The following is a 17920-nucleotide window of genomic DNA, read 5'->3' as shown; positions in this document are numbered from 1 at the left end:
ATCATTATGAAAGATACGTTCACGCGATGTATCAAAAAGGGGGCCTATCTAACAATAGGCCTCTTTTTTGTGATTTCTTGTGACACAAGAAAGCCCACTACCCCTACTTTGGAACAATACTATTCTGAAAACGTTGACAGCCTTGTTTATCAGCTACAATTGTTGGAAAAGTCTAATGATTTAGCCTCAATACAAGCGAGATACCGAAAGTCACGGATGTATTTCAAGCGATTGGAACCAATAATGCAATTCACTGAGGTTGAAAACTACGAGACACTCAATCAACCAAATCTACTCCAGGTAGAAGAAGAAGATCAAACAAACATTAGAATACAGCAACCTGAGGGCTTTCAGGTAATAGAAGAAGAAATATTCTCTAATGAAATTGATTTAGAATTTTTGAAATCAAAAATCAACTTCATCATTTCCAGGATTCAATTAATGAAAAAGAATAATTCCGTAGAGAAAATGAAGCCACATCACATTCTACTTGCTGTTAGAACAAGTATCATAAGTGTTGCTACTACAGGAGTTACTGGTTTTGACTCACCTGCCGCTCTCCATTCGCTTACGGATGCGAAGAATGTATATCAAAGTCTATCAACGATCCTAAGCATCAACGAATCTGCTTTTACGGACAGTTCACTTTTTGAAGAATGGAAAAATGAAATTGATGCCACCTTAAGTGATTTAGATAGTGATTTCGAATCATTTGACCGATTCCACTTCATAAAAAACCACACCAACAAGCAATTTGACTTATGGAATCAAACAGTCAAAGACTGGGGAGTAACTATTCCTATTGAACTCGCTTTGAAAAATGATGCTACCACTCTTTTCTCCAGGAATAGCTTCAACATCAATTATTTTTCAGGTCAAGATGCACTGGAAAGCACAAAAGATCTAATCGAACTTGGCAAGGAACTATTCTATGACAAAAACTTATCTGGAACCAATCAGATGTCGTGTGGGTCATGCCATCAACCAGAATTAGCATTTACTGATGGTCAAGTTAAATCTATCGGATTAAACGAAAAGGCACTACTACGAAATGCACCTACTTTAAAATACGTTGCCTATCAGAGTGATTTTTTTTATGACAAACGAGCTGGCAATCTGGAAGGTCAAATGGTTAATGTTGTCAATGATGAGAATGAGTTTCATTCTGATTTATCTAAGCTCTTCAATTATGTGAATAACAACACAAAATACATGGAACAGTTTCAATTAACCCTGGGATTGGACTCAGTTTCCGACTATCAGATCAGGCAATCTATCGCTGTATACATCAGAAGCTTAGCGCCCTTCTCTTCCAAGTTTGATAGAAACATTCGTGGTGAAGAAGAGACCTTCACCCAAGAGGAACTTAAAGGAGCAAATTTATTCATGGGAACAGCAGGCTGTGCTACCTGTCATTTTCTTCCATTTTTTAATGGAACAGTTCCACCCAGATGGAAGGAAACTGAGCTTGAGAATCTTGGCGTACCTGTAACGGCGGAAAACAATACTCTTGATACTGATCAAGGAAGGTTCAATGTCTACTCCACAGAAGAACGCAAATCATTTTTCAAAACACCAACCATTAGAAATATAAGTCTGACAGCACCTTACATGCACAACGGCGTGTATAATTCATTGGAACAAGTAATTGATTTCTACAACGCAGGGGGTGGTGAAGGAATGGGTATCCATGTCCCCCTACAAACACTCCCTCCTGATTCACTTCACCTTTCTGACGCAGACCTTAATGCGTTGATAGCTTTTATGAAAACACTAAATGATGAAGATGATTATTAAACAAAAATGGGACTCTCGGGTCCCATTTTTTATGTCTTAGTCACACATGCAATCCACATTCCGTTTTTTCCTGACCTTGCCATCTTCCTTCACGGCCCTTACCTTTCTTCGTGCAGTGCACACACCCTATTGAACCATAACCTTCGTATTGCAAAGGGTGAGTTGGCAACTCATAAATTGTTCGATAGAGATTTAGATCTTCCGGCCCCATATCGATAATAGGGTGAAACTTCAATAAACCTTTTGATTGCTCGAATATATGCTTGTCTGCTCTATTAGCATTTTGAAAACGAAGCAATCCTGAGATCCACACGTCTTTGCCTTTCTTCAACTCTGCCATTGGCTCTACCTTATTGATGAAGCAACAGAAATCTGTGTCATTATTCCATACCTGATACTTGGTAGTGAAATCGTGAGAACTCTTTCGAGGCTGTACATCCACAATGTTCAGATCAAACTGATCCATCAAGTGTTCTTTATAGGCGTGAGTTTCCTTAAATAAATATCCTGTATCGATCAGGTGAATAGGATGTCTTGGAGCCACTTTATTGATTAAGTGCAAAAGCACGATAGAACTACCTCCCATAGAAGTAGTCACTAATATTTTCCCTGGATCAAACTCCTCAAACAACGCCTTGAGCCTGTCCAGATACGTAAGATTTTCGTATTTATTATTTAAATCAATCAGGTTTTGATTCATTTTCATTGCCCTTTTCCACGAGTACTGAAGTGATTTCATTTAGTTTTTGAACCTTGTGATTGAAATCTCCCTTCAGCCTATCTCTGATTGTTTTTAATTGATCCAATAAGTCTTGTGTATTGTCTGGAAGAATCTCCTCTAGTGTCTGTCTGAACCTTTTGGCAAAAGTTGGCGACTTACCATTGGTACTAATACCGATTTTCAAATCCCCTTTTTTAACAGTAGAACCTAGATAAAAGTCGCAAAGGTCAGGGGTGTCGGCTACATTAGTAAGCAGCCTCAACTTCTCAGCCTTTTTCTTCATGCGCACATGAAGCCCGTAATTATCAGTAGCGAGTATCAAAATATCCGCTGATTTGAGATCACGCCCCCTGACCTTGCGATTAATGAGTTTAATTCTGTCAGACTCCTTTGCAAGAGCTTTTAGTTCATTTTTAATTATCGGAGCCACGATGGTAATATTGGCCTCTGGATCGTTTTTCAATAGCGCTTCTACTTTTTCCAATCCAACATTTCCCCCACCAACTACAAGCGTCTGTACTTTGTGTAGTTTGATGAAAACAGGAAATAGAACATTACCTTCTGACTTATTCATTTGTTACGCAACTTCAGTTTTAGCAGCTTCCCACCATTGATTGACTTGCTGTTCGTTGGTTGCCAAAGCAGCTCCTTCTCCAAATATCAAAAGAGCTGGCGCCTCTGGCTTCTTCTCTTTAGCAATTGCTACTATATCTGAAACTTTCCCTTTGATCACATCGCCATCTGCGTGCGAGCCCTTACTTATAATCGCAACAGGCAGGTCGTTTCTTCCATTCGCAGCATACGCCTCAGCAATTAGGTCCAATTTACCCAATCCCATAAAGTAAAGTGTCGTTGGAGAAAATGCCGCTGTATTTAACACCTCTTCACTCAACGTACCGTCTTTGGTGGTGGCCGTCACCACACTAAAACTTTGATTTACACCTCTACAAGTCAGTGGAATTCCGAAGTATCCAGGAAGCATCACACTGCTTATCCCTAGTACCACATCCACTTGCAATCCGTGCTTTTCAGCATACGTTTTTTCTTCAAAGCCTCTACCAAAAACGAATGAGTCTCCACCTTTCAATCGGACCACATGCCCCATTTCCTTGGCATACTGCACAATCAAATGATTGATCGTATCCTGTGATACGGAGGACTTTCCAGCTCGCTTTCCAACAGGAATGTGCAGTGCATTTGGAGCATACTGCAAAACCTCCGGATCAACCAAAGCATCATAAAGCACCACATCTGCAGTCTGTAGTGCTTTTACACCTTTGATCGTCATTAGTTCAGGATCCCCAGGACCTGCACCTACCAATGTTACTCTTGAGATCTTAGACATGATTATGCTTTATAAAATTCGTTGATCACTAGTTTGTCTCCTTCGCCGTTTCTCAGCGCATTGATACCCTCAAAGAAAGCGTCTGCCTGAGCGATGTAAGAAGTAGCAAATTCTTCTGTTGGCTCGTATTTATTAATCTGAAGAACTAGTTCAGAGAAATCACTAATAGCTGCCAATTCTCCTTTCTCAATTACATGAGATTGGAAATCTTCGATTATTCCTTGATGTGTGTTACACTGGATGTCCTTATGTAGCAAAATTGCCTTAGCACCAATTACCAACGTATTGTAAGCGTAATAGATAGCATTCGCCCATTTTTCTTCAGTCAATGCTTTTTTTCCACTTTCTAAACGATCTTTTGCATCGTTGATAATCGTACCAACAAGATCCAACATTACACCAGCACATTCTCCCACTCCAATCTCAGGAACGAAATCAGCAACTTTACCCCAATCCTGATAATCTACATCAGCCAACGTTTTTACATCACCAAGATGCTTCAGCAAATCATAGAAATAGATTTTACCCTGTCTACGGAAGTATGCATTGAAATATTCTCCTTCTACACTGTTTTCCTCGTAGTTATTTAGAATCAGTCTTACGGTCTCAGGAATCCTCTTTGTTGGAATTTTAATCACCTTCTCAGCGATATTTCCTTTTCCATCCGGATCAACTCCTCCGCCCAGCACTACTTGCATTGCTGGAGCTACCTTATTCCCATTCTTAATACTAGAACCATGGAATCCGATGTTTGCTACCATGTGCTGACCACATGAATTCATACATCCACTGATCTTAATTTTGATCAATTCTTCATCCACCAAATGAGGGAATTCATCACGCACCAGATTTTCCAACTCCAAAGCAAGCGCTGTACTATTGGTCACACCAAGATTACAAGTATCCGTACCAGGACAAGCCGTAACATCAGCGAGGGTATCAAAACCTGGAGCCGCAAAACCAAGCTCCTTTAGTTCAGTATACACTGCAGGTATGTTTTCAAGTCTTACAAACTTGTAAATCAACCCTTGATTCAAGGTAAAGCGAATATCATCAGCTGCATAATTTCTAGCAATCTCAGCCAAAACTCTTGCTTTCGGCGCTTTGATGTCACCCAAAGGAATTCTAACCTTCACAGCATAGAATCCTTCTTGCTTTTGCTCAAAGACATTGGTTTTGAACCACTCATCGTATGCCTCGTCAGTTTCTACATGATCCACTGTAAGGATTGAGCTATCCTCAGGAATCTTAGTGATTACTTTTTTGGTGTTGATCTTATAGGTTTGATAAGGCAATGACTTACGCTCCTCCTCTATCAACTTCAAGTAGCCATCTAAACCAATTCCTTTTTTCGGGTCGATCAAAAACTTCAATCGTGCTTTATGTCTTCTTTCACGCTCTCCATAGCGATCAAACACTCTCAAACCAGCTTCGATAAATGGAATCAACTCATCCTGAGGCAGGAATTCGTAGGCTAATTGTCCCATGAAGGCTTGAGCACCAAGGCCTCCACCAACAATTACCTCGAATCCATAAGCCCCATCTTTGATTTTAGGAATAAACCCAAAATCATGAATGTATGTAAATGCAGAATCAGATCGAGAAGAAGAAAAAGCAATCTTAATCTTCCTTCCCATCTCCTGACATACCGGATTTCTTAAGAAATATTCGAACACACCTTGAGCATACGGAGCTACATCAAATGGCTCCTCAGGGTCTATCCCTGCAAAAGGTGAAGCGGTTACGTTTCTCACCGTATTCCCACAAGCCTCCTTGGAGGTAACTCCTACTTTTTCTAACTCTTCCCAAATAGCAGGAGAATCGTCCAATTTAACGTAGTGTAACTGAATGTTTTGACGTGTGGTCAAATGCAAATTACTATTGGTATACTGCTCAGAAAGATTCGCACATGTTTCTAACTGATCTGCTGTAATTTTACCAAATGGTAATTTCAGACGGAACATCTGCACTCCCTGCTGACGTTGACCATAGACTCCTCTGGCCAAACGGAATGCCTTGAATCGCTCCTCTGGAATTTGTCCAAGCTTAAAGCTTTGGATCTTATCCTTCAGCTCTTGTATGTCTGCTTGCGCTTCTTTTGAAATAGTTTTGGTGCTCATTGTATTATTGGTTTGCATAAAAAAACCCCGAGATCTGTTCGTTCCCGGGGTTTCGTTAAAGTCTTATATTATTTTGCTTATAACTGAATCCGGGATAATATTGTACAACAACATGCACAGCACATCATACATGTACAACAGATTGAAATAATAAGATTTTGATTTTTTAGCCTTAAAGACATGATTCTATGATTGTTGAGTTAAAGTATTCTCTGTTTAATTCCGATGAATTAACAGCAGCAACAGCTACAACAACAACATAGTTCACCTGTTTGGTGAGTTTGTCTGGTAAGTCTAATGTTAAGTTCTAAAGTTTTCATTTCAATTAATTCATATTCTCCAAACCCCAATGTCTGGATCAGGACTTAGCACCTTAAATTTTGCTTTTAGGTTGCTAGCGTTTCTCAGAGCCTGTCTCTCCACGCTTCTTTATAAATCAATTACATAAGAATTGATATGACAAAGGTGTAACAGATTTTTGAACTTTCAAAATCCACCACACCTCTTCAGAAGAAATAATTTCGATTTTTACACTTTTCCCAAATAAAAGGAAGTCAAATCAAATATTTTCAAAATATTTAAAGCTGAATCCAAGATTCGTAATCAGAGTGCTGCTAGATATTGATCTAACCCTCCAGCCACAACCATCACGGATACGCTTCGGTTTTTCTTTCGGTTCTCAATGCTCGTATTTGGAACGATAGGATCTTCTTCTCCTACCCCATCTACCTCCACATAGTTGATATTGAGACCTTTCATCATGAGCATATCCATTACAGAATAAGCTCTTTGTTTAGAAAGGATTTCATTGTACGACTCATCTCCAAGATCACAGGTTCTTCCAGTAATCTTGATATTGAGTTCTTGATCTCCATACGTCTCTTTGAGCTCGGCCACCATTGCCCTTACTTGCGCTGGTGCATCTGGCGCTTGTTCGTCTAGATCAAAATAAATGTGTGTAATTGTCGAGTTGATTTCCTTCTTTTTGTTTTTCGAAGGATCTGTGTTAGCGTTTGCACGGTTCAAAGATGCAAACGTAACAACAAGACTTAAACACCCTAAAATTAGGAGTTTAGTCGACGGTTTTGAGTAGTTCATAGTAGTTGTTGTGGGTTTCGTCTAATATAAAACTAACAACAATTCCGCGAATATGTTCAAGGTTAATCTAAAAATAATGCTATTAATAATTGGTTTTATCTAAATTAAAAACTCAGAGAGCACTGATTAACAAGCACTTACAAATACCCCTTTAAACTAGCACTACAATTCATTAAATAACCTGAGTTTTACGAAAAATAGTCCATACTGTAAATGCAACTAAGATGCCGGCCACACCAAAAGCAGTTATACCTACCACTTCAGAAACAGAAATTTGCTTATAACCAACTGCTATTAACCCCCAAATACCCACAAGTGCTGAGATTACTTGTTCAAGTTTGAAGGTTTCATAGATGTAAATCACGCCTGCAGCTATTAACAAAACAACAGCCCAGACGCTTTCAGAAAAAGCCATTTCAAACCCAACGCTGGTTAGAAAGACTGAAGTATTAGCAACCAATGCAACAATGATCCAACCCTGATATAAATAGATAGGAAACTTCACTAACCAGAAATTACTTGTGGTGGTAGACCATTTAGAAAGTTGAATTGATAAGACGGTGAGAGTTATCAGAATAGAGATCATTATCCCTACAGAAAAAAGCAAGTATTCTGAAAGCCAGATTAATACCCAGATGGCGTTCAAAATGTTAGCAAGCGCCAAGTAATAACCGATCTGTTTAAGAGGTTCGGTTTTCTTTTTAACAGTAAGAATCCATTGATAAACAACTAAGGCAATTAAAGAAAGGTATATGATCCCCCAGATTGCGAAAGCATAACCTGCAGGGGTGAATAAATTCTCATTTTTCTGACTAATGAGAGCTATGGTTTGTCCATTAATGGCTCCAGTATTGGACCAATAATTAACGAACAAGGTTACGATCAGAACAATCGAATTGATGATAGGATATTGAAATCTCTTCATACCCTATCAACAAGCTTTAAATAGGATTTGTTAGTAGGCCCTTACAGTTACACCTTTCATGAAGTTTACAAAAGCCTTATTCACCACACGATTACCACCAGGCGTTGGATAATCTCCAGTGAAATACCAATCACCTGGGTGATTAGGGCAAGCTTTATGAAGGTCTGGAACTGTCTGATAGACCACCTCCAATTCAGCTTTCATGTTTTTAGGTCGCACGATATCGGTGATTTTCTCTGAGACTTGCTCATAGGTGAACGGCTCATAAAGCTCCTTCACGTAATTGGGCTGATTTCTGTCTGAACCAGCAGCAAGGCATTTCTCATACACTTCATCCAACAAATACTCTTTGTTGTGATCCTTAAGTAAAGCTAATACCGCCCGGAAAGCAACGAATTCTTTCATCTTACTCATATCAATGCCATAACAGTCAGGGAATCGAATTTGCGGAGCAGATGAAACGATCACGACTTTCTTAGGCTCTAGGCGATCCAAAAGAGTCAAAATACTCTTCTCCAGAGTCGTTCCTCTTACAATAGAATCATCTATTACAACAAGGGTATCCGTCTTTTTCTTGATCACCTCAAACGTGGTGTCATAAACGTGTGCTACCAGATCATCACGATGTTGGTCATCCGTAATGAAGGTTCTTAGCTTAGCATCTTTCAGAACCAACTTCTCCACTCTAGGTCTGAATGAAAGTAATTCTTCCAAAGATTCAACGCTAGGCTTATTCTGTAGGATAATATCTTTTCGTTTCTCAATAAGGTAATTATCAATACCTCTAAGAAGTCCAAGGAATGATGTTTCTGCTGTATTTGGAATGTAGCTAAAAACAGTGTTTTTCAAATCGAAATTAACCGCCTTCAACACACTAGGGATTAGCAACTCACCTAGTTTACGTCTTTCATTGTAAATATCTGGATCTGTTCCTCTTGAAAAATAGATTCTCTCGAAGGAACATGATTTTCTTTCTTTCGGCTGAATAAACTGCTCTTCTCTGTAGCTACCATCTTTTTCGATGATCAACGCATGACCAGGCTTTATTTCCTGAATATCATCGTAATGACAATCAAAAGCAGTTTTAATAGCTGGCTTTTCTGAAGCAACAACCACCACATCATCATCTGCATAGTAATAAGCAGGACGAATACCATTAGGATCACGAGCAACAAACGAAGCACCATATCCAACCATTCCAGTCATGGTATAGCCACCATCAAAGTCTCTACAAGACTTTTCTAAAACTCTTCTTAGATCTATTTCATCTTCGATTACGTCCGTAATCTCCTGATTGGTTTTTTTACCGCGATACTGATCGAAAATGGCTTGATTGGCTTCATCTAAGAAGTGACCAATTTTTTCCATTACAGTAACCGTATCTACTTTTTCCTTCGGGTGCTGACCTAGTGTAACAAGTTTATCAAATAGCTCATCTACGTTGGTCATGTTGAAGTTGCCGGCCATTACCAGGTTACGGCTTCTCCAGTTATTTTGTCTCAGAAATGGGTGACAGCTTTCAATATTGTTCTTTCCGTGTGTACCATATCTCAGGTGTCCCAACCAAACCTCTCCGGTGAAAGCATAATTCTCTTTCATCCACTGAGCATTGTAGAACTGTTCTTTTCCTTCCTTCTGAGCCTTATTGTATTTCTTGCTGATTTTGCCAAAGATCTCGTCTATTGGTTGTTGATTGGTCGTTCGGTATCTACTGATGTAACGCGTTCCCGCAGGCATGTTCAGTTTGATATTGGCGACACCCACACCATCCTGTCCTCGATTGTGCTGTTTCTGCATTAAGATGTACATCTTTTTTGCAGCGTAAGCAGGCGTACCATATTTATCAATGTAGTATTGAGGAGATTTTCTTAAGCGAAGAAGTGCTACTCCGCATTCGTGTTTGATAGGGTCGCTCATGAATTAATTACCAATCAAGGAATTTAATATTATTTGCAATGTTATTCAATATTTCCGGCCTAAAGAACAACCATAACACCAAGAGTGTGAAAATAGTTGCTATGACCCGCTGACTTAGCGATGACTGGGAATAATTTGTGTTTTGTCCGTCCCTTAAAAACATCTGATAAGGAATCTTTAAATAGAAAAACAAAGAGAAAACCACACTAATTACTGCAATAACCAAATAAGCTACGGTCAGAGGGTCTCCTACAGATTGGTACCACTCCCACATGACCGTGAACAAAAATAATTTGATAGTGAAGCCTGACGTAGGTGGCAACCCAATTAAGGATATCATAACCAACACCACCAAACCTCCCAAATAAACTTCTTTCTTATAAAGTCCAGCAAACTGATCTACTTCAGTCATCCCTTTAGACTCAAATAATGAAACCAGATAGAAAACGGCCACATTCATCAATGCATACACCACAGCATACCACACAAATGCACTCACTCCATTCTCAAAAGGAATCAAAACAGCTGCCAAAAGAAACCCTGAATGAGCCACTGCTCCATAAGCGATCAGTCGCTTGACATTGGTCTGACGAAGTGCACCAAGTGTTCCCATTCCAATTGTAGCTATACCTAGAATAGTTACCGTGTTGAGCAGCCAACTGATTTCATAAACATTCAATGCATCTAATATTCGATTGAGCAAGACAAATCCTGCAATTTTGGGAATCACAGAAAGTACAGCTACCGCATCAGTAGGAGTAGCTTCATAAGTACTTGGCACCCAAATATGGAATGGAACCACACTAACTTTGAACAGTACTCCTCCAATAAATAAAGCCATTCCTAAATTCAAGAAGGCTGAATTTTCTACAACTCCAAAATCCATGCCTGACAGAGATAGAGTTCCTGAATAGCCATACAATATAGAAGCACCATAAAGAGCCAGCGCAGAGCTAACACCTCCAAATAACAGGTATTTCATTCCTGCCTCAAAAGATTTCTTCTTAAAGTCAAAATTGGTTAGTGAGTAAGAGGCAAATGAGGTGAGCTCTATTACCAAATAAATGACCAGCAAATTGTTAGCGCTAAGCATCAGAGCACTTCCAAGAATCATGGAGATCATCAAAAAATAATACTCACTTCCATGATTTTCAGCTGTTGGGTAAAACACAATCCAGATTGCGGTAAAGACAAATAGTGCTTTGAGAAGTGCCCCAAGATCATTGAATTGCAAGTTGTCACCCAATAGTAACACCTCCTCCTGACCAAAAGAAAGCAGTAACAATGCGAGTAACAAAACCGCAATAAATCCAACCTTATAGGCTAGTTTATGCTTAACAACCAAGCCTAAAATTAAAATAACAATGGCTCCGGCGGCCAGACTGATTTCAAAAGACAGAAATCCCAGATCGCCGATAATGTCTTTGAGTTGAGTCAGCATATTAGAGATTCAAATAAGTCTGACCCTGATTCATTATATGCTCCACGAAGAAGTTCATGGTATTCTCGATTGGCCCTAGTAACAACGATGGAAATACACCAAATAGCAAAGTAAGCAACGCCAATGGAACCAACATTAACCATTCTCGGGCCGAAAGATCAACCATCTTCACATCCCAGGCTGCCTCTCTCGTCCAGTACTTACCGAAGAACATTCGTTGCAATGTCCATAAATAATAGCCTGCTGATATGATCAATCCCAGCACAGATACCATTCCAATCCAGCTTGGAATCACACCATTGATACTTTCAGCACCAATTGCCCCCATAAACACTAAAATCTCTCCAACGAATCCAGAGAGTCCTGGTAAACCTAGAGAAGCAAAGAAGAACAACACCACAAAAAAGGTGTATTGTCGCATCTTAGATGCTAATCCACTTAAGCTTTCTATTTGGCGATCATGCGTTCTGTCGTAAATCACTCCCACGATCAAGAACAGCGCTCCAGAAATAAATCCATGTGAGACCATCTGGAACAATGATCCTGAAACTCCTTCTGCAGTAAGTGCTGCTAACCCTAACAACACAAATCCCATATGAGAGACCGAAGAATAGGCAATTAATTTCTTCACATCATTCTGCGCCATAGCGACCATCCCTCCATACACAATGGAGATCATCCCAATAATGGCGACAGGTTGAGCTAATTCAATAGCAATATCTGGGAAAATGGCATAACAGATACGGAATAATCCATATCCTCCTACCTTCAACAATACTCCCGCCAACAAAACAGAAATCGCAGTTGGAGCTTCTACGTGCGCATCCGGCAACCATGTGTGAAATGGAACTGCTGGCAATTTGATAATGAATCCAATTAACAACAGAATAAATGCCCAATATCTTAAACTAGATCCCCAAAGAACAAATGAGCTTCCGGGAGCTAACAATGTATTTTCTAAAAAGCTACCGTCCATCATTTGGACTAAGCTGAAAGTATTGATTTGATTTCCTGCATCATCAATTGAACCTGTTGACAAGTACAGGCCAATCATCACAATCAAAATCAACAATGAACCGAAAAGTGTGTAAAGGAAAAATTTGATAGATGCATATGATCTTCTTGGCCCTCCCCAGATTCCGATAAGGAAAAACATCGGGAGAAGCATGAACTCAAAAAAGACATAGAACAAGAAGAAATCGAGTGCCACAAAACAGCCGATCAAGCTACCACTCAGAATCAAATAAAGGATAAAGTAGCCCTTAACCTTTTGTTCCAGCTTCCAGGATGAAATGACACCAATCACCAAAAGCAGAGCACTCAGTGTCACTAATGGCATGCTGATACCATCCACTCCGACGAAATAGTCTACTTGAAGCGATCCGATTGATCCTAACTTGAAATGAATCCATGGCTCCAATTCGGTGAACTGAAAAGCTTCGCTCCAAAGTGATGGTTTAGTATCACCATCAAACTGAAAAAATAACAGCAATCCCAGCACCAACTGAATACTGGTTGCCGCTAATGCAATTATCTTGATCAACTGACTCTTATCCTTAGGAATGAACCCAACGACCAGCGCAGCGATAAACGGAATAAATATGAGCCAACTAAGCAGGTTTTCCATTCTTTACTTTCTACTTAAAATTGAAACCAGAGAATAATGGCAATTAGCAACACTAACAACCACACCAACTGATTTTGAATCTTTCCTGACTGTATACCGGTGAGCATCGCTCCCACGGTTTTAGAAATCCACCCAGCAAAATTAACCAGGCCGTCAATTACTTCACGATCGAATATGGCCAGCACCTTACTAAAAACTACTGTACACACTCCGACACTATCTACTATTCGATCGATAATTCGTCGATCGATTCGATTAAAAACTTGAGTCAACTTTAAATAACCTACCGACATCCAATCATAGCTTTTCTCCACATACCAGCTATTAAAAGATAATTTACCTATGAATGAAACTGGTCCTTGCGCTTGGCTAAATGACTCTGTTTTTTTTGATTTTGGACCGAAAAACACCAAACTTATTGCGATACCTCCTATTGCCAGTGCAATGGATAGGATCATCGTATAAAGAGGAATGTTGGATTCGATATGCTCGGCTTGTCCAAATAAGATCTCCCCAAAGTGCCAACCATGAGCATCAAATGGATTGATGGCATGCATGAACCATAAAGCGCCAATTCCCAAGACGATCAGAGGCAACTTAAAGTTAATGACCGGCTCTGCCTTATCATATTGCTCCATATGTGACCTTGACTCTCCAAAAAACACCAGCCAAATCTGACGACCAACATAAATTGGTGTCAACAAGGCAGTAACAAAACCAAGATCAGAAATCAGATATACCCACCAGCCTTGGCTGGCAGCATTTTGAGAAGCCCAAAGCCATGCTCCAGTTAATATCCCTTCTTTCGAAAGAAAACCTGAGAACAATGGAAGCCCGGACAAAGCCAATCCACAAATAACAAAGGAGATGAAGGTAACTGGCAAATATTTTCTAAGCCCTCCCATCCAGCGCATGTCTTGCGCATCAAAATCATGGTTGTGATGATTGACATGATGCAAATAATTGATCACTGCGCCAGCTCCTAAAAACAAACCTGCTTTGAAAAATGCGTGTGTCCACAGATGGAAGAATGAAGCATCTTCAGCTCCAACTCCAATGCCCATCACCATGTATCCCAATTGAGAAATGGTAGAATAGGCCAATACTTTTTTGATATCAAACTGAGTGATGGCAGCCACTGCCGCCATGAACGCTGTAAGTGCTCCCAAAATAGCTGTTGCGCTCTGAACAGCTGGAATTAAGATCGGTTGAACTCTGAAAAGCAAATAAACTCCTGCCGCAACCATGGTAGCCGCATGGATCAATGCCGATACTGGTGTTGGGCCAGCCATCGCTTTTGGTAGCCATCCAAAGAAAGGAAACTGGGCCGACTTGCCTAATGCTCCGATGAGCAACCCAAATCCCGCTAGCGTCAATAAGAAAGAACTATTTTGGCTTGACAACTCAGACAAGAACTGAAGATCCAATACAGTGATCATCAATACTACTCCTATTAATAGTCCCGCATCTGCTACTCGGTTGACCATGAAGGCTTCGCGAGCTGCTTTGGCTTTAGCTGGATCCTGAAACCAAAATCCGATCAGTAAGTAGGATGAAAATCCTACCAATTCCCAAAAGACAAACAATAACAACAAATGATCTGCTGCCAACAAGCACAGCATGGAAGTCGTGAAAAATCCCAGTTTGGCATAGAATCGGTTCAGTCCTGCATCACCTTTGAGATAGGTGGCAGAAAACAAATGAACCATTAAGGAAATAAAGTTTACCAGAGCAATCAACAATGCTGAAGCTTCATCGATTCGCCAACCTAATTCATAACCTGGTACCCACTCCCAGCGATATACAATCACATCAGCAAAAGCTGAGTTAAGCATCAACAAACTCAACAGGAATCCAGGAATCATTCCTAGCAAAGCCACTACAGGAGCTTTGGTTTTACCAGATGCAAAAGCTACCAATCCACCAATCAATGGAAGTAACAAAAGGAAAGCCATATGAATCATATCTCCTTTCATCAATATTCCATGGTGTTTAGATCATCCAGATCAGATGAATCAAATTTCTTATAAATATTGAGCAGAATAGATAGTGCAATTGCCGCTTCCGCTGCTGCAACCACAACAGAGAAAACCGCAAAGATTTGCCCGTCCAGATTTGGATTGAATTTGGAGAAAGCTACCAGATTCAGGTTAGCCGCATTCAGCATCAATTCAATTCCCAAAAGAACGAACACTGCATTTTTCTTAATCAAAACCATCAGTAATCCTGAACACAAGAGAAATGCTGAAAGTACGAGGTAATATGTCAATGGAATCGCACTCATATATTTCCTGATCGTTTAGCCAAATATGATGCTCCAACCAGTGCGACTAACAGCAGGAATGCAATCACTTCAAAACTAAGTAAGTAGTCTGTCATGAAGCTGATACCAATAGTTCTCACTTGATCAACTGTATTCGGTTCTCCTTCCCAAACCAAACCTGATTGAAAAATTCCCCAGGTTAATAATCCGAGTAATATAGTAGCAAGCGCACTTCCGATGATGACATTTCGATGCTCTGAAACCACTCCTTCATCAGAAACACGTTTGGTCAGCATGATTCCAAAGATCAATAGCACGATAATACCACCAGCGTAGATCAGAATCTGAACCACAGCCATCAACTCGGCATTGAGCAGCACATAGATTGCTGCGATTCCCAATAAAGAAATCACCAAAGCGAAAGCTGCACGAATGATATTCCTGGTGATCAACATGTAAATCACCGGCAACACCACCATGGCTCCAAAGAAGGCAAACAATATGTCAACTATCTCCATCTTCATCCTTTGGCTTCTTACGAATTACTGGTCTTGGTCTATATTTTGGTTTTGGTTTTTCCTCATTAACCTGTTCAGTGCTATCAGCTTTCTGCTCAGCATCAGGCTTAACCTTCGGCTTCATCACTGGACGAGGCTTTGCGGATTTCACCTCCTCAGAAGACTCCTCTGATTTTGGTTTAATCTTTGGCTTCATCACGGGCTTCGGCCTTGAAGGCTTGTTTTCATCAGATGCCGCAGGTTTGACCTTCGGTTTCATAACCGGTTTTGGTCTAGCGGATTTTTCAGAAGCATCTGCAGAATCCTCTGTCTTCGGTTTCATCACTGGCTTACCACCAACTTTTGGCTTCATTGCCGGCTTAGCAGCAACAGGTTTTGGCCTAACAGCTGGTTTTGGCTTAGATGCCACTTCATCTTCCGGAGCAGTTTTCGCCGCTTTCTCAGCTGCCTTTTTCGCTTCAAACTCCTCCAGTTCTTTGCGCTTTTCAGCGATCTCCACCAATGACATGTCTGAGAAAGAATACACATGATCCTTCACATCAAACTCGCTAAAGTCATACACTTTGGTCATGGTGAGACATTCCGTAGGGCAAACCGTAGTACACAGCCCACAGAAGCAGCATTTTGACATGTCGATATCAAACTTAGCTGCGTGAATTCTTTTAGGCGTACCATCAGAAGTCACTCCATACGTTTCCGGTGACTTGATGGCATCAATATCTATACAATCTACAGGACAAACCTTGGCACACTTGTCACAGACGATGCAGTCATCAATTTCATTGTGCAATCTGTAACGACCATTGTCAGGAACGGGTAACGACTCGAAAGGATATTCCAACGTAACAATACCCTTGTCTACCTCGAAATAGTTCTCATCCTCAATACCTATGGGCTCTCTGGAATGTCGAGCCTCTCCTAAATATCTAAAAGTCAACTTCAGTCCTGATGTGACCGAGCTGATAGCCTCTTTTATGTTTTTAAAATAGTTGCTCATGCCATCCACAATTTCCAAATCCCAACAATAAACAACAACAAAATAGCCGCTGGAGTCAAATATTTCCAAGAAAGTGACATCAGCTGATCCACTCTCAATCTTGGATAGGTCCAACGAATTACAATCTGTAAAAAGATGAAGAAAGTAGCCTTACTAAACAACCAAACTACACCCCAAATAGGGCCAGTGGTCCAATCCGCTAATGCGAATTCTCCAATGTTCGGTAATGGTGTATTCCATCCACCAAAGAATAATATCGCACCGAGGAATGAAACTAAAAGCATCATGGCATACTCTGCTAACATGAAGATTCCCCAACGGAAGCCACTATATTCTGTAAAGTATCCACCAATCAACTCTGATTCTGATTCCGGCAAATCAAAAGGCACTCTATTAGATTCTGCTAAACTCGAAATGAAGAAAATGATGAACACGACCCACATAAATGGCATGGTGAATACATTCCAACTTAAGAATCCGCCAACTCCGGTAACTTCAAGTGATTTGATTCCAAATAAATAGGTTGGTTCATTTCCTAAAACACCCTGACTGGCACTGATGGTTTGTAGGTCCAATGTCTGATAGAACATCACCACCGCCAAGACGGACAAACCTAGGGGAATTTCATAGGAAACAATTTGAGCAGCAGATCGCATCGCTCCGTACAGCGAATACTTATTATTAGATCCCCATCCGGCCATTAGAATACCTAAAACATCTATAGAAACGATAGATAAGAGGAAAAACACTCCAACAGAAAAGCCAGCACCTTCTATCTCTGTAGTCAATGGCAAACTGGCGTACCCAGCGAAAATGGAACCAAAAACCACAATTGGAGCTAACAGAAATAAGATTTTATCGATTGCTTTAGGACGGATATCTTCCTTTTGCAGCATTTTGAGCAAATCTGCGATAGTTTGAAATAACCCTACGGGTCCTACCTCCATTGGCCCTAGCCTATTTTGTATGAACCCAGCAATCTTACGCTCACCGTATACACCGATGACCACAAAGCCTAAAAGAAACGGAAGAAAGACCAAAAATGTAATCATTCCAAGGACAACTTGCTGGTACTAAAAAATGTTGGCGCTAAGTTATATGATGCGACTTACTTCATGAAGGATTATTTAGAACTATTCAAAATAATAGTA

Annotated in this window: 15 protein-coding genes and 1 riboswitch; of the genes, 1 reads left to right on the top strand and 14 read right to left on the bottom strand. The window is 40.3% G+C overall.

Features of this window, described 5'->3' with window-relative positions; genetic code table 11:
- Positions 1–6 precede the first annotated feature (6 nt).
- On the top strand, positions 7–1797 hold the full coding sequence (locus NXS00_RS23835; RefSeq protein ID WP_258101799.1) for a cytochrome-c peroxidase: 1791 nt from the start codon (positions 7–9) through the stop codon (positions 1795–1797).
- Between the two features lie 40 nt (positions 1798–1837).
- Here NXS00_RS23835 and NXS00_RS23830 read toward each other — a convergent pair whose 3' ends face one another.
- From NXS00_RS23830 to NXS00_RS23765, 14 genes are all read right to left on the bottom strand, one after another.
- Positions 1838–2536 carry a phosphoadenylyl-sulfate reductase gene (locus tag NXS00_RS23830; protein WP_258101798.1) on the bottom strand — a complete coding sequence of 233 codons (699 nt, stop codon included), beginning with the start codon at positions 2534–2536 and terminating at the stop codon, positions 1838–1840.
- Positions 2478–3092: a precorrin-2 dehydrogenase/sirohydrochlorin ferrochelatase family protein gene (locus tag NXS00_RS23825; protein ID WP_258101797.1), complete on the bottom strand. Its 615-nt coding sequence runs from the start codon at positions 3090–3092 to the stop codon at positions 2478–2480. Before NXS00_RS23825 ends, NXS00_RS23830 begins: the two co-directional genes overlap by 59 nt.
- Positions 3093–3095: 3 nt before the next feature.
- The gene (gene cobA / locus NXS00_RS23820) at positions 3096–3863 is read right to left on the bottom strand and encodes a uroporphyrinogen-III C-methyltransferase (protein WP_258101796.1); all 768 of its coding nucleotides are present in this window, start codon (positions 3861–3863) and stop codon (positions 3096–3098) included.
- A gap of 2 nt (positions 3864–3865) precedes the next feature.
- Complete coding sequence (locus NXS00_RS23815) at positions 3866–5983, bottom strand: ferredoxin-like domain-containing protein (RefSeq protein ID WP_258101795.1); 2118 nt, start codon at positions 5981–5983, stop codon at positions 3866–3868.
- A gap of 327 nt (positions 5984–6310) precedes the next feature.
- A riboswitch (SAM riboswitch) is annotated at positions 6311–6421 on the bottom strand.
- Between the two features lie 165 nt (positions 6422–6586).
- Positions 6587–7081 carry an OmpA family protein gene (locus NXS00_RS23810; RefSeq protein WP_258101794.1) on the bottom strand — a complete coding sequence of 165 codons (495 nt, stop codon included), beginning with the start codon at positions 7079–7081 and terminating at the stop codon, positions 6587–6589.
- A 172-nt stretch (positions 7082–7253) separates the two neighbouring features.
- Positions 7254–8006, bottom strand: a complete 753-nt coding sequence (locus tag NXS00_RS23805; protein ID WP_258101793.1) for a TspO-related membrane protein — start codon at positions 8004–8006, stop codon at positions 7254–7256.
- Positions 8007–8036: 30 nt separating this feature from the next.
- Positions 8037–9923 (bottom strand): amidophosphoribosyltransferase, encoded by a 1887-nt coding sequence (locus tag NXS00_RS23800; protein ID WP_258101792.1) that lies wholly within the window; start codon positions 9921–9923, stop codon positions 8037–8039.
- Positions 9924–9930: 7 nt separating this feature from the next.
- The gene (locus NXS00_RS23795; RefSeq protein ID WP_258101791.1) at positions 9931–11364 is read right to left on the bottom strand and encodes an NADH-quinone oxidoreductase subunit N; all 1434 of its coding nucleotides are present in this window, start codon (positions 11362–11364) and stop codon (positions 9931–9933) included.
- 1 nt (position 11365) lies between these two features.
- Entirely contained in the window at positions 11366–12991 is a 1626-nt protein-coding gene (locus tag NXS00_RS23790) for a complex I subunit 4 family protein (protein ID WP_258101790.1), read from the bottom strand.
- A 14-nt stretch (positions 12992–13005) separates the two neighbouring features.
- Positions 13006–14967: an NADH-quinone oxidoreductase subunit 5 family protein gene (locus NXS00_RS23785; RefSeq protein ID WP_258101842.1), complete on the bottom strand. Its 1962-nt coding sequence runs from the start codon at positions 14965–14967 to the stop codon at positions 13006–13008.
- Complete coding sequence (gene nuoK / locus NXS00_RS23780; RefSeq protein ID WP_258101789.1) at positions 14967–15275, bottom strand: NADH-quinone oxidoreductase subunit NuoK; 309 nt, start codon at positions 15273–15275, stop codon at positions 14967–14969. Before nuoK ends, NXS00_RS23785 begins: the two co-directional genes overlap by 1 nt.
- On the bottom strand, positions 15272–15772 hold the full coding sequence (locus tag NXS00_RS23775) for an NADH-quinone oxidoreductase subunit J family protein (protein WP_258101788.1): 501 nt from the start codon (positions 15770–15772) through the stop codon (positions 15272–15274). The genes nuoK and NXS00_RS23775 overlap by 4 nt, the downstream gene beginning before the upstream one ends.
- Positions 15759–16769 (bottom strand): 4Fe-4S binding protein, encoded by a 1011-nt coding sequence (locus NXS00_RS23770; protein ID WP_258101787.1) that lies wholly within the window; start codon positions 16767–16769, stop codon positions 15759–15761. The genes NXS00_RS23775 and NXS00_RS23770 overlap by 14 nt, the downstream gene beginning before the upstream one ends.
- Positions 16766–17821 carry a complex I subunit 1/NuoH family protein gene (locus NXS00_RS23765; RefSeq protein ID WP_258101786.1) on the bottom strand — a complete coding sequence of 352 codons (1056 nt, stop codon included), beginning with the start codon at positions 17819–17821 and terminating at the stop codon, positions 16766–16768. Before NXS00_RS23765 ends, NXS00_RS23770 begins: the two co-directional genes overlap by 4 nt.
- Positions 17822–17920 lie beyond the last annotated feature (99 nt).

Origin of the sequence: Marinoscillum pacificum (genome assembly GCF_024714495.1) — a bacterium.
Taxonomy (GTDB): domain Bacteria; phylum Bacteroidota; class Bacteroidia; order Cytophagales; family Cyclobacteriaceae; genus Marinoscillum; species Marinoscillum pacificum.
This window is presented reverse-complemented; position numbering and strand designations above follow the sequence as displayed.